Here is a 20,250-nt window from a genome sequence, read left to right as displayed (position 1 = left end):
CACCTACATATCAGCTGGCAGGGTTGGTGTTGGTTGCTCCGCAGTGGTCGTGACTCATGACAAATATGGCCCCTCACGGGTGCCTCGCCTATGAATTGTCCGGCTGCGGCGGGTGGCCGGCGCCGACCCAGCCCACCTCAGTGGCTTGATCAGAAGCATGCCCGACCTTGCGAGGTCGTGGCTCATCACAGTTATGCCCCGAAGTGATCCTCTCCGGGCCGGCGCCGGTCGTCAGCGACCGAGTCATCGCCCATCTCAGGAAAGGAACCGGACGCTGTGAGCACCATTGTCGCGCACACTCATCCATTCGTCATCGGCGTGGACACCCACGCCAAAACTCACACCTACGCAGTCCTCACTGCGGCAGGTCAGCACCTCGGGACCGCAACATTTCCCAACACCTCGGCAGGCCGTTCCCGCGCTATCTCCTGGGCCTCGCGCCGCACCGGCGGCGTTGCCGGGGCATTATGGGTGATCGAGGGGGCCGGAAGCTACGGTGCGCAGCTGGCGCGCAACGCCACCGACACCGGCTACCGCGTCGTCGAGGCTGCCCGCATGAACCACACCGACCGGCACGGCGTCGGCAAATCCGATCCCCTCGACGCGCGTTGCATCGCCGCCGCAGTGCTACCTCTGCAGACCGAGCAACTGCGCATCCCGCGCCGCGACGAGGGCGTGCGCGCCGCGACGCAGATTCTCCTGACTGCCCGCGACGAACTCGCCAGCGAGCGCACACGGGCGGTGAATGCACTGACCGCCTTACTCCGCATCACCGACCTCGGCATCGACGCCCGACGATCCCTCGGTGCCCGCAAGATCGCCGAAGCCGCACGCTGGCGCACACGAGAGGAACCCCTCGCCACCGCGACTGCCCGCACCGAGGCGATCCGTCTGGCAAAACGCATCCTCGAACTAGACGCTGAGCTCGACCAGAACATGGCTCGCATCAGCGAGCTCGTCGAAACCAGTCCCGCGGCCGAACTGCTTCGCAAGACCGGTATCGGCCCCGTGACTGCAGCCAGAACTCTCGTCGCGTGGTCTCACCCCGGCCGGGTCACGAGCGAAGCCGCGTTCGCAGCGATGGCCGGAGGAACCCGATCCCGGCATCGTCTGGGAACACCACACGGCATCGACTCAACCGCGGCGGAGACAGGCAACTCAACCGCGCGCTGAATGTCATCGCGATGGTCCGTATGGTCCACGATCAAAAGACTCGTGCTTACGTCGAACGCCGACGCACGGAAGGCAAGACAGACCGCGAAATCCGACGCATCCTCAAGCGTTATCTCGCCCGAAGCATCTACCGACATCTCAACGCCTCGTCAACCCAGAAACTAGGGGTTGACGAGATATAGAAGCTTCATAGAAGTGCCCTATGTCAAGCGGCTGAGAGTTTTCGGCTCTCGTGCAGTTGCGGGCTGAAAGGAATTTCGTCGTGCCAGCAGCGCCAGATGATGCGGATCCAGGCGCGTGCAAGGATTCGGATGGCATGAGGGTGCCGGCACCCACGGGTGATGGCCCGCTGGTACACCTGCATCGCCCACTCGTCGCCGAAGCGGCTGCCGTTCACGAAATCCATGACCGCCCTGCGGAGTTTCTTGTTGCACGACCACCGAAACACTGTTTGTTCGCGTTTGCCGGATTGCCGAGTCGAGGGTGAGGCCCCGGCAAGAGCCGCCAGGGCGTCATCGGACGGGAACCGTTCGCGGCAGTCGCCGATCTCCGCCAGAAGGGTTGCCGCCCATACCATTCCGGACCGCGGCAGACTCGCGAATATCTTCTGATCGGGATGTGCGTCGAAGAGTTTTCGGATCTGTGCCTCGATTCGGGTGATCTCCGCGGTCAGCGTTTCGATGGTGGTGACCAAAGCTGTCGTGATCTGCCCGCGAGCCTCTGCCTCGACTGGAGAAGAGCCCGGGGGCCGCACTGTCGACGTGCCGGTACAGCGACTCCGCGGAGATACCGCCGCTGTAACCGACCGATCGCAGCCACCGGTCCAGACGTGCCGGAGAGAGCCACGCAGCTTTGGCTGCGCTCGGAAACCGGCGAAGGAAGGCCAACGTGATCGGGCTGTCGAGGCGGCTGAACAACCCGAGGGCTCCAGGGAACGCCAACTCGATGTTGGACCGGAGCTGGTTCATCACCTGCACCCGTGTCTCCACGAAATCCTTGCGGGCCCGGCACATCGCCCGCAGCGCTTTGGTTTCCGGGTGATCCTCTCGCAGCGGCCGCCACCGATGACCGTCCGTGCGTAGCGTGTCCGCGAGGACGTACGCGTCGAGACGGTCATCCTTGTTCCCCGCCGATCCGTAACGGGTCCGTAGGGCCTTGATCTGGCGCGACGGGGCAACGAACACCGCGAACCCCGCATCGATCAATGCCTTCAGCGACCGGCCCGTCGCCGCGCTCGATCGCTACCTTGGTCACCCCTGCCTTACGGAATTTCGACACCATCACATGCAGCGCTTGGCTGTCGTGAGTGACATCGAATCGTTCGATCATCCGGCCGTCGTTGCCGAGGACGCACACCGCGTGAAGCTCAGTGGCCCAGTCGATCCCAGCTACCGCACTTGATTTTTGCATACGCACCTTCTTCGCATCGGTGGGATGCTTCACCAGGTGGCAGGCGTTGGTGCTGGTCGCTCACTGCAAGGCGCTCGAAGCGCGTGGCCCTATCGCCAGTTTCAACGCCGGGTCGCCGAGTCCTACGGTACTTCTATTGGCCCTCGAAGGGCGAGCATCTACAGCAGTGGCCCAGCGGCTACCGGGCTGCGCACCAACTACCCTTCCAAAAAGGCAGTCGGTACGACCATGGTTGTTCAGTGAGCATCCCCGTATCGGTTGACTCCTGAACTGTGAGGATCCCTCCTCTCAGCTTGAGATTAACCTGGTTGCTTTTCCCTTGCTGATTCGGTGACGTCGACTTTGGTGCGTTTGCCGACGTGGTGATGCTGGGCGGGACGAGTATTCCTCGATCCGGGTGGGCGACCGGGCCCGGGTCGGCAGGGTTTCGGTGCACTGGCCGGAACGGGCATCATCGCGCGGATGCGCGAAAACCCCCGACGCACCCGTGCCGGCGTCAATCGGGTTGGTCGAGTGGATCGTTCCCACGGGCGACGTAGGTCCTCGGCGAGGGGTCGAGCGAGCCGCAGTTGGGCATAGGCCACCAGCATGATCGCGGTCCAGCGATCGGCCGCCTCAGGGCTGCGGAGCCTCGGGGCGGTCCACCCCAACGTTTGCTTGAAGAAACGGAAGGTGTGCTCGATGTCGAAGCGCCGCAGAAACATCTGCCACAACCGGTCGATCTCGTCGGCACCGACGTCCGGGTCCGAGCACCACAGCCACACCGGTGTGGGATGCCGATCGCCGGGCAGGTGATCGACCTCGAGCCGGATCACCGTGCCCTCCACGATCGGCGGCCGTCCCGGGTGATCGGCCCACGATCCGCGGCGAGTAATTATGGGGTGCAACCTATTCCATGCATCTGCGGTAGCCGTGCCGTAGCGGGCCGTCTCGGTTCGAGTGGTGGCGTCGGGTGCGGGCCAGGTCGCCGGGTCCGCGAACCGGAACTCGGCACCGTGCCGGGGTGGGCGCCCGGTCCGACCCGGCGACGGCGCCGGGTGCCGCAGCACCCGGTCCGAACGCATCCGACGCCACCACCCGAAGCGGGAGATCGGCGAGCAGAAACGCCAACCGTGCCAACTCGTACCCGGCGTCGAAGACGAGCAGGATATCGGGGTCACCGTCGCGGTGCTGTCCGGCCGCCCGCAAACGCCCGACGACGCCGCGGACCTGCGTCGCAGTGACCGTCGTGTCGTCGTCGTCGGGATGGAGGCGCACCGCGTCGAGCACTGCCGTCCACGACGTGCGGCCCGGCTCGAGCACCGCGACGAACGAGTACGGCCACCCCGGGATCAGCTGCGCCTGATTCTTTCCGCGGCCGTACACGTGGCAGAACGCCCGCTGCGGGGACGTCGGCGCGTCCGGGCGCAGCCACGGGCTGACATCGACCGCGAGAATGATCCGACCATCGCTGCTGTGCGGTAGAGGAAGCGCGGCGAGGGCGCGTCGCAGGAGATTGAAATCTATTCGGGTCGGGACGGTGTACGCGGTCTTCGCCCGCTGGGCCCACAGCAACGAGTGGCAGCGTATCGTCGACGCGCTGCGCGACCGGCTGCGGGTGCGTGACGGGCGGGACCGGTGCCGACTGCGGCGATCATCGACTCGTAGACGGTGCCAGCCGCCGATACCGTGCCCCGATCGAGCCGCGGCTGGGATGGCGGCAAGAGAACGAACGGCGTCAAGCGGCACATTGCCGTGGATGTGAACGGCCTGCTGCTCGCCGTCGTCGTCACGGCCGCCTCGATCCAGGACCGCGACGCCGCATGCCGACTCCTGGCCGCACTGCGCGGCAGGTTCTCCACCGTCCGGCTGGTCTGGGCCGATGGTGGTTATCCCGGACGGTTGCCAGTCTGCTCGAAAGATGTTCTCGCCCTGCCTATGCAGATCATCAAACGTATCCCCGGCGCCACCGGTTTCCACGTCCGGCCCCGGGTGGTCGAGAGAAGTTTCGCGTGGATCAACAGGCGCCGCCGCTGCGTGCGAGACTACGAAACCAGACCCGACCACCACGAAGCGATGGTTCACATCGCGATGATCGCGGCCATGACCAGGCGACTCGCTCGAACCTGACGGTTTTCAAACACACTCTTACATGACAATGCAGCATGACGACCAGGCCAGGGCGAATCACTAGTGCGCGCACATCCTGATCGCACGCACAAGGCGGCCCAGGATCAGGGATCCGGACGAGGTGTTCATCGGATGTCAACGGCACTCAGCAGTACCTGTGCGGTGCGGTCGGCCAGCCTGGATTTGAGGGTTCTTGTCCATGCGCAACAAGAATTCGTTGCCCTGGGAGATGTCGATCGTCCCTTCTTTTGGCTGTTTCCACCCCCGCCTTCAAATTTACTTGCTATCCGTTCAGTAAATTAGTTACGGTGGTCGCATGCCAATCGAAATGAGAGCCCGATCACTGTTTCGGCGCTGTGTGGTGAACGGATACCGTCGGCGGCGAGCGGCGATCACATTGTTGGCTGCTGTGATCGCCACGGCCTTAACTGGGTGCGCAAGTGCTACTTCGTCAGACGAGACGTTTCGGTGGGGGTACTCGAGCGCCTTGGGTTCGCTAAATCCGCAAAGGTCGGGCTCGTTCGACATCATGTACCTGCACCCGGTGTATGACGCCTTGATCAATATCGACCAGTCGGGGAATTTTGTCCCGGGATTGGCTACGGAGTGGGAACTCTCGGACGACGGCCGCACCTTCGACATGACTTTGCGGCAAGGCGTCCTCTTTCAAGACGGCGCCCAGCTGGACTCCAGCGCCGTGAAGAAGACGATTGACCGCGCGAAGATGCCCGAATCAACGTTGTCACGGAACCTGGGACTTGTGGACTTGGTGGAGGAAGTTGATCCGTTCCATGTGCGCCTGCATCTCAATGCGCCGGGTGGGCAATTGGCGAGTCTGTTGGCTACCGAGTCTGGAATGATCATCAGCCCAAATGCTATCGATTCACCGGATTTGGCCCGAAATCCAGTCGGGGCTGGACCGTACAAGGTTGTCTCCTACTCAACTGGGCAGGTTACTTATGAAGCGTGGGAAGGGTATTGGGATTCCGAATCGGTCAAGGCGCCGCGCATCAAGATGATCACGATGGCCGATGACAGTGCACGTATGCGTGCACTTCAATCCGGCCAGCTTGACGCCGCGTATCTGCGACCGTCACAGCGCGCGCGGACCGAATCGGCTGCGGACCTCTATGTGCAGAGCGATCTCCGAACGCTTGTTCAATCGATCATTGTCAATACTGGCGTGGTTGGCCTCGACGATTCTCGTGTGCGGCAAGCTCTTTCGCTGGCGATTGACAGGCAAGGAATAAATACGTATTTGCAGAATGGGGGCTGCACTCCCACGGCTCAGCCCTTCATTGATGGATTGTGGCCGCATGTCGATGGATTGGATGATCGACCGGCAGCGGCATTCGATCAGGAGCGTGCACGAGCATTGCTGGACGAAGCAGGATACAACAGCAGCCGTCCTTTGGCTCTGACGGTGTCCTCTCCCAACATCACTCAGTATCAACTCCTTGCGGAGTTGGTTTTGGCCAACCTCCGAGAAATCGGAGTTCAAGCCGATCTCAGAGTCATGGAGACAACGCAGACGACCCCAGCGATGAGAGAAGGAAAATTCGATCTGATGGTAACGGCCATCGATGTCGGTAGGCCGGATCCCACGTCGTACGCGGCCGACTACCTACTGCCAGGCGGTGTTTTGAATCCTGGTGGATTCCATGTGCCTGGAACCGAAGTTCTGCTCGAACAGTCACGACGTTCGCTCGATGTGCAGGATCGAGAAGTGCCTTTTCGGAAGTTGCTCAGCGCAACATTTGACGCAGGCCCGCCAGTGATCTCGATTTGCGCGCCGGACAATGTAATTGGCGTTCGAAAGGGTGTCCGCGGTCTGGTGGTTCCCCCAGTTGGTGCTTACGAATTCCGAGGCGTGGAGGTTAACCGATGACATCGCTGCGCTGGGTGAAACGAATGGGCTCCGCACTCGTTGTTTTGTGGTTGGTGCATTTGGTGACATTTTCGCTGATCCGACTGGTACCCGGCGACGCAGCTGAGTTGATCGCCGGCGACCGGGCAACGTCAGAGCAGGTCGACGCGATACGTCACTCGCTGGGGCTGGATGGATCCGTTGTCGCCCAATACTTTGCGTCGCTCAGTCAACTGCTGCACGGGGACCTGGGAATCTCCCTGTTCTCCGGACTCCCTGTGGCCGAATCGATCATGATTGCTGCCCCGGCCACTCTCTCGATTGCAGGTCTTGCGCTTCTGATTGCGACAGTTGTCGGTGTCTCGGCGGGGGTCGTCGCGGGTCTTAAGCGAGGGAGTCTCGTCGACCGATTAGTTACCACTGCAGCAACTCTCGGTTTGGCTATGCCAAGTTTCTGGGTTGGGCTAGTGCTGGCCACATTCTTCGGGTTGACCTACAAGCTGCTTCCGGCGACTGGGTATTCTCCGCTCAGTGAGGGAGTAGGTCCGTGGCTTCAACACATTATTCTTCCTTCGCTGGCGTTGGGACTTGCTGTCGCAGCCGAGATCGCACGCCACACACGAGGCGGGGTGTCTGATGTCATGGCCCGCCCGTACATACGGACCGCGCGTGCGCGCGGCGCTAGTGGGACGACGCTCGTTCGTCGCCACGTCCTGCGGAACGCAGCAATTCCAGTAGTGACCGTACTGGGCTTGCAAGCCGGCAAGCTATTGAGCGGAACGATCGTAATAGAGTCAGTTTTCGGCATTGCAGGTCTAGGGTCGCTGACAGTGAATGCTGTTCTACAGAGGGACTATTCAGTTCTTCAGGGATTCATCATCCTCGCAGCTACGGTTGTCGTATCAGTCAACCTGCTTGTCGATGTTGTCTACGGAAAAATCAATCCGAAGGTGAGAGTGGCATGACAACGACCGTTGATTCAACGGGGTCACAGACGTCCGATACGCGACCCGGGCCTACTCTCCCCGTATCGTCCAGTGCGTCAACTCGTGACCCCCGACCAAGCGCATGGGGCGCCCTGATTCGCCAACCGGCGAGCGCTTGTGCCCTTGTTTTCCTTGGAGTGCTTGTTATTGCGGCAATCGGTGCCCCGTGGCTTGCGCCGTACGATCCTGCAGCACAGGACATCACAAATCGTTTCGCAGGACTCAGTGCGCAACACTGGCTCGGCACCGACGAGTTCGGTCGTGATGTTGCAAGCCGAATCATCTATGCCGCGCGAGTTACTCTGGTGGCTCCGTTGATCGCCTTGCTCGTGGGAGTTTTGCTGGGGGTTCCGGCGGGCCTCATGTCCGGGGTCAGGCGTGGAATCTTCGATTCGGTGGCAAACAAGGTCTCCGATACATTTCTCAGTATTCCGGCTATCGTCCTCGCCCTGGCGTTGGTAGCGGTTCTCGGCCCTTCACTAGTCAACGCGATGATTGCAATCGGAATTGCGTTCGCACCGCACCTATTCAGGGTGGTACGCAGTGCAACGGCCGTAGTAGCAGAAGAGACCTACATGTCGTCAGCCGAGGCGATCGGCGCGAGTCTTCCTCGGCAACTCTTTGTCCATGTTCTCCCCAATATTCGCGCTCCATTGCTGGTTCAAGTAACTCTGTTGATGGGCTTTGCACTTCTCGCCGAGGCGAGCCTGAGTTTTCTCGGACTGGGCGTCCAACCGCCAGAAGCGAGTTGGGGATCGATGCTCAAATCGGCATATGAGAACCAGTTTGATGCCCCGTTCGCTGTCGTCCCTCCAGGTATTGCACTCGTACTTACGATCCTTTCATTCAATGTGCTCGGAGACGGAATCCGAGATGTCTTTTCAGGTGGTGGCACCAAATGAGTTCTGCAGCAAATACTCTCACCGTCGAGGGGCTCACGCTCGACCTTGCTGGGGTCTACTCGCAGAAGCATCTGGTCGACGATGTCAGCTTTACGATTCCGCGCGGACGTTCTGTTGGCTTGATCGGTGAGTCCGGTTGTGGGAAGACGATGACTGCAATGGCGATCGTAGGTCTTCTTCCTCCCGGCGTCAGCTACGCCGGCGGCAGTATTCGTCTAGGCGATACCGATCTGATGAATGGGCCGCCTTCGCAGCTTGCACGCGTACGCGGTCGATCGATCGGAACCATATTCCAAGATCCCATGAACAGTCTGAATCCTACTGCTAGCGTGGGAGATCAGATTGCCGAGTCACGGCGAATTCATCTGGGGGAGAGTCGCAGCACGGCTCGTCAGCATGCAATCGCTTTGCTGGACAAGGTAGGAATCCCTGATTCGCGTCGCCGTGTGAACAGTTATCCGCATGAATTGTCAGGCGGAATGCAGCAGCGCGTCATGATCGCTGCAGCCATTTCCTGCTCGCCCGACCTCATCATTGCTGATGAGCCCACGACCGCTCTGGACGTCACGGTGCAGGAAGAGATATTGCAGCTCCTCCGCGATTTGCAAGAGGAAACCTCGATGTCGGTACTTTTGGTTACTCACGACCTTGGAGTGGTTTCAGAGTTCTGCGATGATGTCGTGATCATGTACGCAGGACACGTTGTCGAGAAGGCGAAGGTTAACGACTTCTTCTTCGACGCGCAGCAACACCCGTACTCGCGTGCGCTGTTGCGAGCAGTTCCAGATGGGCAGCGTCCGAGACAGTTGCTCGAAGTCATACCCGGCAGGGTGCCCCCAGCCGGTAGTTTCCCGCCGGGCTGTCGTTTCCAGCCCCGCTGTGAGTTTACTGTCGATGCATGTTCGGTTGCAGTACCAGCAGAGTCGTTGGTGCAGCACGACCATACAAGTCGATGCTCTCGGGTCGCTGCAGGAGAAATCGATCTTCGGGAGGTCTTGTGAATTCACTGCAGACAACTACTGACTTTGACGGACCGAATGGTGCGGACAGCATCGACACTGACGCGTACCTGGCCGCCACTGGCCTACGGAAATCCTTCACACTCGCGAGTGACATCTTGGGGCGTCCGACGGCTAGTCACCACGCAGTGGATGGGGTGGACATTGTTCTTCCTCGCGGTCGGACTGTGGGTATCGTGGGCGAGTCCGGATCGGGAAAAACCACAGTTGGCAGAATGATCTCACGACTGTCGTCAGTCGATGAGGGCACAATCACTCTGGATGGTAAAGACATCACGAATTTGCGTGGTCGGGCGCTCAAAGACCTCCGGCGCACCATGCAGGTGATCTTTCAGGATCCCTTCGGGTCGCTTGATCCCACCAAGACTGTGGCGCACGCGGTTACCGAGCCACTGATCGTGCACAGGGAGCTCAGACGTGCCGATACTTCGGATCGAGCTGCAACGCTGCTTCACAGCGTTGCGTTGGACTCGGCTCTGGGTTCTCGATTTCCGCACGAACTTTCAGGCGGTCAACGGCAGCGTGTCGCCATCGCACGTGCAATGGCTTTGTCGCCGTCTCTGCTTGTCGCAGATGAACCGACGTCCGCACTGGACCTGTCGACTCGATCTGAGATCATCAATCTTCTACTGACACTGCAGGAGCGGGACAGGCTCACCATGCTCCTGATCTCCCACGACTTCGCTACGATTCGTCACGTCACGCATCGCATCGTAGTGATGCTCCACGGCCGGATTGTAGAAGAAGGCGAGACCGGTGATGTCATCGCGAATCCGATGCATCCATACACTCAGACCTTGTTGGCTGCGATTCCGACATTTGATCGTTCAATGCCGGGGAATCGTAAGAAGTCGGTCGCCCGGACAATTCAACCTGAACCGATTGCGTCTACCGGCGGCTGTCAATTTCGGAATCGGTGTCCGCATGTTATGCCCAAGTGCGAGAAGGAAGATCCGTTAGCCGTCGATGTCGGGGACGGCCGTCGGGTCGCGTGTTTTCTGCATCTACCCAATTGAGTCGGGCGCTCGTCAGCTGCTTTCCCAACGCTGCACCTTCTTTTCCCGCATACACGAATTCAGGAGGTTCTACTCGAATGGAATCCAAGACACCGGCAAGTGAGACCTTGCCTATCAGGGCAGTCCGCTGCCTTCGATGCACGTATGTTGCCAGTCCGGTCCAACATTTCGGGTGTGAGCAGTGTGGTGCTTACGGCGATGACCTTGAGGAATTTGTACTTTCCGGCGACGGAACAGTTTTGGAGATCGTGAACGTGTACCGGCATCCGGATAGTTCACTGACTGTTCCCGCCGTGATCGGAAGTATCGAACTGATCGAGGGGCCCGTGATCCGAGTGCGTCTGACCAGCCCCGATCTACAGCCGGGCTCTCGGGTCTTTGCAGTCGACGAAGCACCAGACGCTGCACTGGGATTGGTATTCGCCCCGGCACTTCAGAAAGCGAGTTGAACGAGATGTTGCTGAACGACTACCGGCCGGTCTACGTCATCGGGATCGGATTACATCGCTATCAGGCAGCCACTGAGACCAGCTACGTTCAGCTCGGCGTGACCGCAGTGCGCGAAGCTCTCGCGGATGCCGGCATGGAATGGTCTTCGGTCGAGGCGGCCTACACCGGAACGACGCGACTCGGTATGGCAGTTTCACGTCCGATGCTGCGTCACCTCGGTGCCACAGGAATTCCGATGACGCAGGTGGAAAACGCATCTGCATCGAGTTCCTCGGCATTCCGACTTGCATGTAGAGACGTGGCTGCAGGATTCTCGGACGTGGTGCTGGCCGCCGGGGTGGACAAGGCGGGAAAGGTCAATCGTGGTGAGCAGCTGACCGGAATTGCGCCGCACGACGGCGGGTTGGTGGTTCCGTCGGTGCACTACGCACTCCTTGCCGAGGAGTACATGCGGGCGTCGAATGTCGGGGAAGAAGTCATCGCCCGCGTTGCAGTGAAGAACCACCTCAACGGTTCGAAGAACCCTTATGCGCACCGGCAGAGAGAGCGATCGCTTGACGAGGTGCTCGGTGACCGTCCCATCGCGGGCTCCCTGAAGCGGCTCGAATGCTGTCCGATCGGGGAAGGGGCATCGGCAGTTCTGGTTGTCTCCGATGCTGCGATCGACCGACTCGGGCTGGATCGCTCGCGCGCGGTCCAGGTGCTGTCGTCGACCCAGCGGAGTGAGGAACTGTACGGCGCCAAGAGCTTTGATGTCGAGCTGACAAAAACAACCACGGAACAGTCGTTGGCGGAGGCCGGAATTCGGGCAGAACAGCTCGACGTGGTGGAACTGCACGATGCATTCGCTATCGAGGAGTTGCAGTACACCGAAGCGATGGGACTGTGCGGTCCGGGGCAGGCATCACGCGAACTTGCCAACGGAGAGTTCGCGATTGGCGGCCGGGTGGCAATCAGTCCGTCCGGTGGTCTGCTGGCGATGGGGCATCCGATCGGCCCGACCGGAGTCGGGCAGATAGCGGAGATCACCCGCCAGTTGCGCGGTGAAGCGGGGCCTCGTCAACAGCCGAATTCCACGTACGGACTGGCACATCTGGTCGGGCTGGGTGCGGTCTGCGTGGTGCACGTGTTGGCGGCTGCCGGTCGATGACGATGATGCCGTTGGGGATTGACGCCGTACTGCAGCCTGTTGTCGACGGCGGATCTCGCCGCGGCATTCCGGCCGCCGCGGAGATACACGAAAAAGTCGGCTATGCAGCTAGTTTCAGCCGCGAGCACAGCGGAAACCCATTCCTGCCGGTGGCGCTCGCGGCCACGTCGACGGAGAGAATCGAGCTGGGCACTTCGGTATCGATTGCCTTTGCTCGATCTCCCATGGACACGGCATACCTCGCCCATGATCTGCAGGCGCTCACCGACGGCCGCTTCGTGCTCGGCCTCGGCACGCAGATTCGCCCGCACATCACCAGACGCTTTTCGATGGGCTGGGACAAGCCGACAGTCCGAATGGGCGATTACATCACCGCGTTGAAGGCGATCTGGGCATCGTGGCGGGACGGCACACGACTCGATCATGTCGGACCGTATTACCAGCACACATTGATGACGCCGGCGTTCACGCCGCAGGATCACGGACACGGTGATCCGCTCGTTCATCTCGCTGCAGTGGGGCCGGCAATGACGAATGTGGCTGCGACACTTGCCGACGGACTGATCACACATCCGTTCGCAAGTAGTGAGTATCAGCGGCAGATCACCGTTCCGCAGGTGGAAGCGACGTTGAGCAACCGAGGTCGGTCACGCGAAAATTTCCGGATTTCCGGTTCGGTACTTGTCGCTACCGGCCGCACCGATGCCGAAATGGATACGGCAATAACGGCATTGCGGGCACGGATCGCGTTCTACGGGAGCACGCCGGCGTATCGGAAGGTACTCGAATTTCACGGTTGGGAGGAAGTGGGCGATCGTTTGCATGCGTTGTCCGTGTCCTTCGATCCCGGGAAATGGGACGCGATGGCGGAGGCAATTCCGGACGAGATGCTTCGGACTATCGGAATCGTCGCGAAGCCCGAGCATCTTGCCGACGAAGTGCGCACTCGCTACGAAGGGGTGCTGGAGCGAATCTGCATAAACAACGTCGTCAGTAGTTCGACCGAGATCATCGACGACGTCGTGGCAGATCTGGTCAGGAAACAGCGAGTTGCCGGTTGACCATCTCGATGGCGGTAGACCTGGTTTCGGCCAGGTCTATGTCCTCCGGGTCGACAATGTTGATGAGCACAACTCCTCGGAGAATGCCCTGGACCACTGCTGCAGTTCCATCCGGTGACACATCGGGACGGATTGATCCGTCGATGATTCCCTCGCGAACGAATTCGGCGATCATCTGCTTCTGCGCGGCGAACGCACTGCGCAGGGCCGATGCCAACTCGGTGGGACCGTTCACGGATTCGGTCGCGAGTACCAGCATGGCCTTGGACGGCTCTGGTGAAGTGGAAAGTCGCGTCAGGTATTGGGAGACGTGGTCGCGGACCCGGTCCAGACCGGTATCCGCGGATTCGGTTCGGCCGACGCCGGTTTCGTCGAAGTAGACGTCACGGACATGCTCGACGACCGCCTCCATCAACTGTAATTTGGAGCCGAAATGGTAGCCGATCAAGCCGCGGCTGACCCCTGCGATTTCCTGAATTCGGCTCATGGACGCGGCTTTGTAGCCTTCCGCAGCAAGCACGGTGACCGTAGCGTCGATGAGCGCACTGCGGGATGCGTTGGTGCGTTCGGTCTGGGTGAGCGGACTGTCGGAGTTCTTGGTCCGCGGTGGCAACTTTTTGATTGCGACCTCCCTTGGTGTTTGCTGTACGGCTCGCAAGTATCTAAACATGCAAGTGCAGCTCCGGATGAATGTTCCCTGACTGAAGACCCGGTTGCGGTGTGAGAAAACCATCACACCGCAACCGGGTCTTGTGTGGATCGCTCAGCGATCCGTCCATACCGGTGCCCGACGTTCGAAGAACGCAGCGATGCCCTCATCGCGATCGCTGGACGTCAACGCAGACTCGGCGATGGGTAGTTGGGCGTCGAAAGCATCTGCTTCGCTACCCCATTCGAATGCCCGTCGAACTATTTCCTTGGTAGCGCGTATTGCCGACGGGCCGTTTTCGGCGATCTGCATGCCCAGCGTGTAGGCAGCGTCCACTGCTTTTCCCGGGTCGACGATCGTCGTCACTAGTCCCCATCGCTCGAGTTGCTCGGCACCGACGTGCTCGCCGGTCAATGCCAGTTGCATCGCAACGTGATACGGGATTCGGGAGGGAAGGCGAATCAAGCCTCCACCGATCGCGACCAGATTTCGCTTGACCTCGGGCAGGCCGAAGACGGAATCCTGTGCGGCAACGATGATGTCGCAAGAGATGGCGAGTTCGAATCCGCCGGCAAGAGCGTAACCTTCGATGGCGGCGATGACAGGTTTCTGGATCGACTTACGGTTGAACGACGCCTGCTGAGATCGGCGAGAGCGGTACATCGGCTCACCTTCGGTGGCGGCCTTGAGGTCTCGGCCCGAGCAGAAGTTTCCGCCGGCTCCGGTCAGGACGATCGCCAGCACTGCCGGATCGTCATCGAAACGCTCCATCGCATCTTGCATCGCTTCGCGCAGTTCGAGATTGAGTGCGTTGCGTACCTTCGGCCGATTGAGCGTGATGATGCCGACTGAATCCCGCACCTCGGTGGTGACGACGGCGTCGGTTGTTGATTCTGACATGGGTTCAGTCCTTTCCGATGTGAGAGTTGTCAGAGAGCGAAGGAGTAGCCGCCGTTGACCGGGATGGTCTGGCCGGTAACCCAGGAAGCTGCATCGGACGCGAGGAACAGGATCATGTTCGCGGCATCTTCGGGCTGGCCCGGGCGGCGGATCGCGTAGCGCTTCATGACCTTGGCGAGGGTGGCCTCGTCGTCGAGCTGGTGGGCGGTGCGTGGGGTGTGGGTGGCGGCCAGCGAGATGCAGTTCGCCGTGATGTTGTATCGCCCGCTGCTCATCGCGACGGAGCGGGTGAATCCGGCGGCGCCGGCCTTGGCGGCGCTGTAGCACTCGCGGTCGACCTCTCCGAAGCGTCCCGCGTCGGAGATGACGGTGACGATGCGGCCGTACTTGTTCTTGATCATGCTGGGCAGGACCGAGTGCGTGTTGTTCAGTACGCCGTACAGGTTGGTGCCCAGGTATCCCTGCCATTCTTCGGGGGTCTGCTCCCAGAAGGGGCGTGTCATTTCGCTGGTGGGCGCCGGTCCTGCGTTGCCCGCGTTGTTGACGAGGATGTCGATCTGGCCGAACTCGCCGATGGCTTGCTCGACGCCGGCGCGGACCACTTCGAGGTCGGAGACGTCACCGGAAACGGCCAGTGCCTTGGCGCCGGCAGCCTCGACCTCGGCGGCCACGGCCTGGGCGCGCTCGAGTCGGAAGTCGTTGATGACCACGGCGCCCGCGCCGTTCTCGGCCAGGTGCAGCGCGACGCGTCGGCCTACGCCTTGTCCGGCTCCGGTGACCATCGCAACGCGGCCCTTGATGTCCAGAATGTTCGTCATGAACTGCCTCTCCGTGTTCTCGGCGACCCTCGTCGCCAGATACTTGCTGACCGTACAGGAAAAATCATGTATGGTGTAGCTCACAAGGAAAACGACTTTTGAGGAGCGCCGAATGACCCACGTATTCGACCAGGAGCAGTTGGAGCTGAGGAGCGCCATCCGTGGGTTTCTCGCCGCGGAGATCGAGCCGATCATCGACCAGCACGAGCGCGACAAGACCTTCCCTTACGAGGTCCTGCCGAAGTTGGCCGAGTTCGGCTACCTCGGCGGCTGGCTCGCCGAGGACTTGGGTGGGCTCGGTATCAGCCGGGTGACCTGGGCGATGATGATGGAGGAGCTGGGCTCCTGCTGGTCCTCCCTTCGGACGATGATCAACATCTCGAACGGACCGATCGAGCGCCTCGCCGTGGACGCCAATGCGGAGCAAAGGGTCAAGTACCTGGAGCCGTTGCTCGCGGGGCAGGCCAAGGTCTTCAACGGCATCACCGAGCCCGACGTCGGATCCGACGTCTCGTCGATCAAGATGCGAGCCGAGCTCGACGGCGACGAGTGGGTCCTCAACGGCGCGAAGATGTGGATCACCGGCGGTATCTGGGGCGACTTCGGCATCGTTATCGCCCGCACGTTCAGCCCCGACTGCGACGGCGAGCTCTCCAGCTTCCTGATCGACAAGCGGGAGACCCCGTTCGTTGCGGAGGCGATCGACGCAATGACGTTGCGCTGCACCGGCACTGCCCTGCTTACTTTCAACAACGTGCGCATTCCCAAGGAGAACCTGCTGGGCACGCCCGGCGGCGGACTCAAGGCCACGCTGAGTGGACTGGGCGTGGCGCGCGTCAACATCGCCGCCGGCGCCGTCGGTGCGGCGCAGCGGTGCCTCGACCTGTCCATCGAGTACGCGAAGACACGCAAGCAGTTCGGGCGGCCCATCGCCTCCTTCCAGCTGATCCAGAAGTACCTCGTAGACATGAAGATTCGCGTCGACGCGTCCCGGGCGCTCTGCTACGCGGCAGCCTCGGCACTGGACCGTGGCGAGAGCGGAAAGATGGAGGGCTCGATCGCGAAGCTCTACGCCAGCCAGTCAGCATTCGAGGTCGCCGACATGGCAATTCAGGTGCACGGCGCGATGGGCTACTCCAACGAGTACCCGATCGCGCGATTCTTCCGCGATACCCGCGGCGGCAGCATCCCCGAGGGGACTGCCGAAGTCCAGACCCTGATCATCGGGCGCGAGCTCACCGGAATCGGAGCGTTCAAGTGACGACATCCTCGATCGTCTTCCCCGACCTGTCCTACCTGGTCCGGCCCCGGTCGATCGCTGTCGTCGGTGCATCGGACAAGCCCGGCAGTATCGGGTACTGGGTTTTGCACAACCTGGTCGAGGCTTCGGACTTCGGCGGCGACATCTATCCGGTGAATCCCAAGCGCGAACTGATCGGTGGAATCACCTGCTACCCGGGCGTCGAGCAGTTGCCGGTGGCCGCCGACGTCGCCCTGATCGTGATTCCCGCGACCGGCGTGCTCGAGGCACTCGAACAGTGCGCGAGCAAGGGGATCCTCTTCGTAATCGTCTTCACCTCCGGATTCGGTGAATCGGGGGAGGAGGGCCTTAAGCAGCAGCAGCGGATGCGAGAGATCGCAGAGCAGTCCGGCATGCGGATCTACGGGCCGAACTGCCCGGGGTTCGTGAACCTCGCAGACAACATCGGCATGACCTTGTCGCCGGCCTTTGCCGCCGATCAGACGTCCGGGCCGCTCGGTATCGCCACCCAGGGAGGTGGACTGGGGCGCAACCTGATTCAGGCGTCCAGCCGCGGAGCTCGGTCGGCGATGTGGGCGTCGCTCGGGAACTCGGCAGATCTCTCGGTGGCGGATTTCATCCACCACCTGTCCACCGAGGACGAGGTGAAGGTCATCATCGCGCTGCTGGAGGGCGTCGACGACGGGTCCCGGCTGATCGCCGCACTGAATGCGGCCGCCGCCGTGCGAAAGCCCGTCGTAGCGATGAAGATCGGCCAGTCCGAATACGGCGAAAAGGCGGTGCAGTCGCACACCTCGTCGATGGCGGTGTCCGGCGAGATCAACAGCGTGGTGTTCGAGCAGTATGGGGTGATCGAGGCCCACGACATGGACGAGCTCATCGATGTCGCGTGGCTGCTCACCCGCGCGGCGCCGCCGGTCAATCCGAAGATCGCCGTGTTCGGTAGCTCGGGCGGGGCACTGGCGCTGGCTGCAGACATGGTCGGGACCGCCGGCCTGGAGTTGTCCGAGTTCACCGACGAGACGCTTGCGACGCTCGGGCGCGTGCTCCCTGGATTCGCATCGATCGTGAATCCGGTCGATACAACAGCTTCCGTGATCAGTGATATCGATCTGTTCCAGCAGAGCCTCCTCGCTGTAGCTAACGATCCGAATGTCGACGTCATTCTTGCTCCCATGCCGCTCGATTACGGGGATCATTCGCTCAAGAGTTCCGAAATGGTTGTCGCCACACAGAAATTGACGTCGATTCCCATCATCCCAGTATGGATGAGTGACAGCCGCGGCGAGGGTTATCAGGTTTTGACAGAGGCCGGTTTCGGGGTCACCAGTTCCTTGAGCAAGACCTTGCTCGCGCTGCGGCGTTGGGCTGACTACGGTCAATGGCGCGCAACGGAAGACGAGTTCCCGGCTCCGTCAGCGCTGGCGCTGTCCGCGCCGGCTGCCTCTGCAGTGCTTTCGGATGTCTCCACTGAGCGGAAGGCCAAGAACTGGCTTGCCGAACAGGGAATTGTGGTGCCGCAGAGCGCGATCGTGACAACCGAAACCGAGGCTCGTTCGGTGTCCGAGCAATTCGACGGCCCGCTGGTCATGAAGATCGAAAGTGCCGACATCGCACACAAATCCGATGTGGGCGGTGTTATCGTGGGTGTCCACGGATCCGACGCGGTAGCGGCGGCGCGCGAGCAGATCCTTGCCGCAGTTGCCACAAACTGCCCGGACGCACACATCGGCGGAGTACTCATCGAGGAGATGGTTCCCGACGACGGTGTGGAAATGATTGTCGGCGTACACCGCGATCCTGTCTACGGTCACATGCTCACCGTCGGCTTGGGCGGGATCTACGTGGAGATCTTCCAGGATGTTCAGCGAGGGCTCTTGCCGCTCGACGAGCATCGGGTCCGCGCGATGCTGGCCAAGCTCAAGTCGCTCCCGCTGTTGACCGGTGTCCGCGGTCGTCCCGCCTGCGATATCGACGGGCTGGTGAAACTGCTCCTCAGCGTTTCCGATCTGATCACGGCATACGGAGATCACATCGACGAGATCGAACTCAACCCGGTACGGGTACGTCCGATCGGTAGTGCCGGACACACCGTGGCTATCCTCGACGCACTGATCGTGCCGCGAGTGTCGCAGTGACAGCGCCACTTTCGGATCTAGTTGTTGTCGACTTCAGTGAGCTGCTGCCAGGCCCGTTCCTGACGCAGAATCTTGCAGAACTCGGTGCCCGGGTAATCAAGATCGAACGCCCAGGTGGTGATCCGGCACGCACGATGTCCCCCGGAATATTCGCAGCGGTGAACCGCGACAAGGAACACCTGACCGTGGACCTCAAGGATACTTCACGGCGGCCCGAGATCGAGGCGTTGCTCGACAGCGCGGATATTGTCATCGAGGGCTTTCGGCCGGGAGTGATGGCCAAGCTCGGATTCGGACCGAACGAGGTTCTTGCTCGGCATCCGCGGATTATCTACGTGTCGATGTCCGGATACGGTCAGGACGGCCCCGAGGCGAAGCTTCCCGGCCACGACAACAACTACGCGGCTCGGGCCGGCGTCCTGGCGTTAGCCGGGAAGGACCCGCGTATTCCGGACTGGCTGCCGGGCATTCCGATGGCTGATCTTTCGGCGTCGATGTACGCGTTGTCCTCGTTGCTTGCGGCGGTGCACGCACGTGAGCGTTCCGGGCAAGGTTGCTACTTGGATGTGTCGATCCGGGATTGCCTCGCCCATTGGCTCAATCCTCGACTTGGGAGTTTCTACGACGCCAGCATCAACACTGTCGGTGCGCAGCGCGCTCACGTGCAGTTGCGTCCTGCCTATGGGACATTCGAGTGCGCCGACGGAATCATGATCACCATTGCGGCCCTGGAGGAACATTTCTGGGCCCGCCTCGTGAAGGTGCTCGACTTGGTCGAGTGGAGCGGGCCGGAATGGTCGGCGTATCGCCAACGCGAAGAAGCGTCTGAACGGATCAATGCAGCGCTTGCGGCTGCTGTTGCTACTCGAAAAGCTGCTGAAGTGACGGAATTGCTGGTCGCGGCAGAGGTTCCAGTTGCCTCGGTGCTCTCGCCCCTCGAGGCGTTGGCCGCGGCACGCAGGCGAACCGATGCCGGCTCCGACAGCTTCGAATCGACGTTCTTGGCATTCCCCGTCGCATTCGGTGTCGTCCTCTAGTCAACATGCCAGCAGGTATGAACGGAGTCCGGTGGTACTCGGACACGACTGCCCTGCGTCAGACGATGTGGCGCAGGGCAGTCGTACGTTCGGGTGCGGCAGACGGTTTGCGAGGAGCCGGTAGGAAGTGCAGGTGTGAAATCTCAACCGCGTCTCTTCGCTCACGTAGATTTCTAATCCTCCTGTAATCGGTAGGGGAAGAAGGTACTACGTGTGAACAGCCGTTGATGCCGATGGTCGTTGTCTCCCCGGCAAGGTGGAACTGCCGGGTGTTGTCTGCGTTCCCTATTGACGAAGAGCGCAA

18 protein-coding genes and 5 pseudogenes are annotated in these 20,250 nt (G+C 61.1%); 14 read left to right on the top strand and 9 right to left on the bottom strand.

The genetic code is table 11. From position 1 onward, the window contains the following. Positions 1 to 276: 276 nt before the first annotated feature. Together MTX36_RS30685 and MTX36_RS30680 are read left to right on the top strand one after the other, a co-directional pair. Positions 277 to 711: pseudogene (locus MTX36_RS30685) on the top strand (transposase); the annotation flags it as partial. 225 nt (positions 712 to 936) lie between these two features. Beyond that, positions 937 to 1,355, top strand: a pseudogene (locus tag MTX36_RS30680) (transposase). 23 nt (positions 1,356 to 1,378) lie between these two features. Here MTX36_RS30680 and MTX36_RS27870 read toward each other — a convergent pair. From MTX36_RS27870 to MTX36_RS30665, 6 genes and pseudogenes are all read right to left on the bottom strand, one after another. Then, positions 1,379 to 1,867 carry a transposase gene (locus MTX36_RS27870; protein WP_243622906.1) on the bottom strand — a complete coding sequence of 163 codons (489 nt, stop codon included), beginning with the start codon at positions 1,865 to 1,867 and terminating at the stop codon, positions 1,379 to 1,381. Between the two features lie 295 nt (positions 1,868 to 2,162). Further along, a pseudogene (locus tag MTX36_RS27865) lies at positions 2,163 to 2,357 on the bottom strand (transposase); the annotation flags it as partial. Next, positions 2,287 to 2,583, bottom strand: a complete 297-nt coding sequence (locus MTX36_RS27860; RefSeq protein ID WP_243622914.1) for an IS110 family transposase — start codon at positions 2,581 to 2,583, stop codon at positions 2,287 to 2,289. The gene MTX36_RS27860 and the pseudogene MTX36_RS27865, both read right to left, overlap by 71 nt. A 299-nt stretch (positions 2,584 to 2,882) precedes the next feature. Next, complete coding sequence (locus MTX36_RS30675) at positions 2,883 to 3,398, bottom strand: transposase (RefSeq protein WP_243622905.1); 516 nt, start codon at positions 3,396 to 3,398, stop codon at positions 2,883 to 2,885. Positions 3,399 to 3,530: 132 nt separating this feature from the next. Further along, a pseudogene (locus MTX36_RS30670) lies at positions 3,531 to 3,647 on the bottom strand (hypothetical protein); the annotation flags it as partial. Positions 3,648 to 3,714: 67 nt separating this feature from the next. Next, positions 3,715 to 4,311: pseudogene (locus MTX36_RS30665) on the bottom strand (transposase); the annotation flags it as partial. Here MTX36_RS30665 and MTX36_RS27845 point away from each other — a divergent pair. From MTX36_RS27845 to MTX36_RS27805, 9 genes are all read left to right on the top strand, one after another. Then, positions 4,234 to 4,692 (top strand): transposase, encoded by a 459-nt coding sequence (locus MTX36_RS27845; protein WP_243622903.1) that lies wholly within the window; start codon positions 4,234 to 4,236, stop codon positions 4,690 to 4,692. The pseudogene MTX36_RS30665 and the gene MTX36_RS27845 sit on opposite strands and share 78 nt — an antisense overlap. A 529-nt stretch (positions 4,693 to 5,221) precedes the next feature. Continuing rightward, positions 5,222 to 6,580 carry an ABC transporter substrate-binding protein gene (locus tag MTX36_RS27840; RefSeq protein ID WP_243622902.1) on the top strand — a complete coding sequence of 453 codons (1,359 nt, stop codon included), beginning with the start codon at positions 5,222 to 5,224 and terminating at the stop codon, positions 6,578 to 6,580. Beyond that, positions 6,577 to 7,524, top strand: a complete 948-nt coding sequence (locus tag MTX36_RS27835) for an ABC transporter permease (RefSeq protein WP_243622901.1) — start codon at positions 6,577 to 6,579, stop codon at positions 7,522 to 7,524. Before MTX36_RS27840 ends, MTX36_RS27835 begins: the two co-directional genes overlap by 4 nt. Then, a complete protein-coding gene (locus tag MTX36_RS27830) occupies positions 7,521 to 8,447 on the top strand; it encodes an ABC transporter permease (protein WP_279395090.1) in 927 nt (308 codons plus the stop codon). The genes MTX36_RS27835 and MTX36_RS27830 overlap by 4 nt, the downstream gene beginning before the upstream one ends. Continuing rightward, on the top strand, positions 8,444 to 9,448 hold the full coding sequence (locus MTX36_RS27825; RefSeq protein ID WP_243622899.1) for an ABC transporter ATP-binding protein: 1,005 nt from the start codon (positions 8,444 to 8,446) through the stop codon (positions 9,446 to 9,448). Before MTX36_RS27830 ends, MTX36_RS27825 begins: the two co-directional genes overlap by 4 nt. Further along, positions 9,346 to 10,482 carry an ABC transporter ATP-binding protein gene (locus MTX36_RS27820; RefSeq protein WP_308198261.1) on the top strand — a complete coding sequence of 379 codons (1,137 nt, stop codon included), beginning with the start codon at positions 9,346 to 9,348 and terminating at the stop codon, positions 10,480 to 10,482. Before MTX36_RS27825 ends, MTX36_RS27820 begins: the two co-directional genes overlap by 103 nt. 77 nt (positions 10,483 to 10,559) lie before the next feature. Beyond that, entirely contained in the window at positions 10,560 to 10,931 is a 372-nt protein-coding gene (locus tag MTX36_RS27815; protein ID WP_243622897.1) for an OB-fold domain-containing protein, read from the top strand. Between the two features lie 5 nt (positions 10,932 to 10,936). After that, positions 10,937 to 12,082: a thiolase family protein gene (locus tag MTX36_RS27810; protein WP_243622896.1), complete on the top strand. Its 1,146-nt coding sequence runs from the start codon at positions 10,937 to 10,939 to the stop codon at positions 12,080 to 12,082. Continuing rightward, positions 12,079 to 13,143 (top strand): TIGR03617 family F420-dependent LLM class oxidoreductase, encoded by a 1,065-nt coding sequence (locus tag MTX36_RS27805; protein WP_243622895.1) that lies wholly within the window; start codon positions 12,079 to 12,081, stop codon positions 13,141 to 13,143. Before MTX36_RS27810 ends, MTX36_RS27805 begins: the two co-directional genes overlap by 4 nt. On the opposite strand, the gene MTX36_RS27800 is transcribed toward MTX36_RS27805, so the two are convergent. The 3 genes from MTX36_RS27800 to MTX36_RS27790 all read right to left on the bottom strand — a co-directional run bounded on the left by MTX36_RS27800 (position 13,118) and on the right by MTX36_RS27790 (position 15,510). After that, complete coding sequence (locus tag MTX36_RS27800) at positions 13,118 to 13,756, bottom strand: TetR/AcrR family transcriptional regulator (protein ID WP_243622894.1); 639 nt, start codon at positions 13,754 to 13,756, stop codon at positions 13,118 to 13,120. The genes MTX36_RS27805 and MTX36_RS27800 overlap by 26 nt on opposite strands. A gap of 150 nt (positions 13,757 to 13,906) precedes the next feature. Continuing rightward, positions 13,907 to 14,692, bottom strand: a complete 786-nt coding sequence (locus MTX36_RS27795) for a crotonase/enoyl-CoA hydratase family protein (protein WP_243622893.1) — start codon at positions 14,690 to 14,692, stop codon at positions 13,907 to 13,909. Between the two features lie 29 nt (positions 14,693 to 14,721). Next, positions 14,722 to 15,510, bottom strand: a complete 789-nt coding sequence (locus MTX36_RS27790) for an SDR family NAD(P)-dependent oxidoreductase (RefSeq protein WP_243622892.1) — start codon at positions 15,508 to 15,510, stop codon at positions 14,722 to 14,724. A gap of 112 nt (positions 15,511 to 15,622) precedes the next feature. On the opposite strand from MTX36_RS27790, the gene MTX36_RS27785 reads away from it, so the two are divergent. From MTX36_RS27785 to MTX36_RS27775, 3 genes are read left to right on the top strand one after another with little or no spacing between them, the layout of a single operon-like run. After that, positions 15,623 to 16,771, top strand: coding sequence for an acyl-CoA dehydrogenase family protein (locus MTX36_RS27785; protein ID WP_243622891.1), 1,149 nt, complete (start codon positions 15,623 to 15,625; stop codon positions 16,769 to 16,771). After that, positions 16,768 to 18,909, top strand: coding sequence for an acetate--CoA ligase family protein (locus tag MTX36_RS27780; RefSeq protein ID WP_243622890.1), 2,142 nt, complete (start codon positions 16,768 to 16,770; stop codon positions 18,907 to 18,909). Before MTX36_RS27785 ends, MTX36_RS27780 begins: the two co-directional genes overlap by 4 nt. Further along, entirely contained in the window at positions 18,906 to 19,946 is a 1,041-nt protein-coding gene (locus MTX36_RS27775) for a CaiB/BaiF CoA-transferase family protein (RefSeq protein ID WP_243622889.1), read from the top strand. The genes MTX36_RS27780 and MTX36_RS27775 overlap by 4 nt, the downstream gene beginning before the upstream one ends. Positions 19,947 to 20,250 lie beyond the last annotated feature (304 nt).

Source organism: Rhodococcus sp. ARC_M6, assembly GCF_022810305.1.
GTDB lineage: Bacteria > Actinomycetota > Actinomycetes > Mycobacteriales > Mycobacteriaceae > Rhodococcus_F.
Note: the sequence above shows the minus strand (reverse complement) of the source record. Positions and strands in the feature narration are given on the sequence as shown.

Coding starts and splice junctions, on each gene's coding strand:
- MTX36_RS27860 (WP_243622914.1), bottom strand. CDS start 2,583: ATGCAAAAATCAAGTGCGGTAGCTGGGATCGACTGGGCCACTGAGCTT.
- MTX36_RS27840 (WP_243622902.1), top strand. CDS start 5,222: ATGTACCTGCACCCGGTGTATGACGCCTTGATCAATATCGACCAGTCG.
- MTX36_RS27835 (WP_243622901.1), top strand. CDS start 6,577: ATGACATCGCTGCGCTGGGTGAAACGAATGGGCTCCGCACTCGTTGTT.
- MTX36_RS27830 (WP_279395090.1), top strand. CDS start 7,521: ATGACAACGACCGTTGATTCAACGGGGTCACAGACGTCCGATACGCGA.
- MTX36_RS27825 (WP_243622899.1), top strand. CDS start 8,444: ATGAGTTCTGCAGCAAATACTCTCACCGTCGAGGGGCTCACGCTCGAC.
- MTX36_RS27820 (WP_308198261.1), top strand. CDS start 9,346: ATGTTCGGTTGCAGTACCAGCAGAGTCGTTGGTGCAGCACGACCATAC.
- MTX36_RS27815 (WP_243622897.1), top strand. CDS start 10,560: ATGGAATCCAAGACACCGGCAAGTGAGACCTTGCCTATCAGGGCAGTC.
- MTX36_RS27810 (WP_243622896.1), top strand. CDS start 10,937: ATGTTGCTGAACGACTACCGGCCGGTCTACGTCATCGGGATCGGATTA.
- MTX36_RS27805 (WP_243622895.1), top strand. CDS start 12,079: ATGACGATGATGCCGTTGGGGATTGACGCCGTACTGCAGCCTGTTGTC.
- MTX36_RS27795 (WP_243622893.1), bottom strand. CDS start 14,692: ATGTCAGAATCAACAACCGACGCCGTCGTCACCACCGAGGTGCGGGAT.
- MTX36_RS27790 (WP_243622892.1), bottom strand. CDS start 15,510: ATGACGAACATTCTGGACATCAAGGGCCGCGTTGCGATGGTCACCGGA.
- MTX36_RS27785 (WP_243622891.1), top strand. CDS start 15,623: ATGACCCACGTATTCGACCAGGAGCAGTTGGAGCTGAGGAGCGCCATC.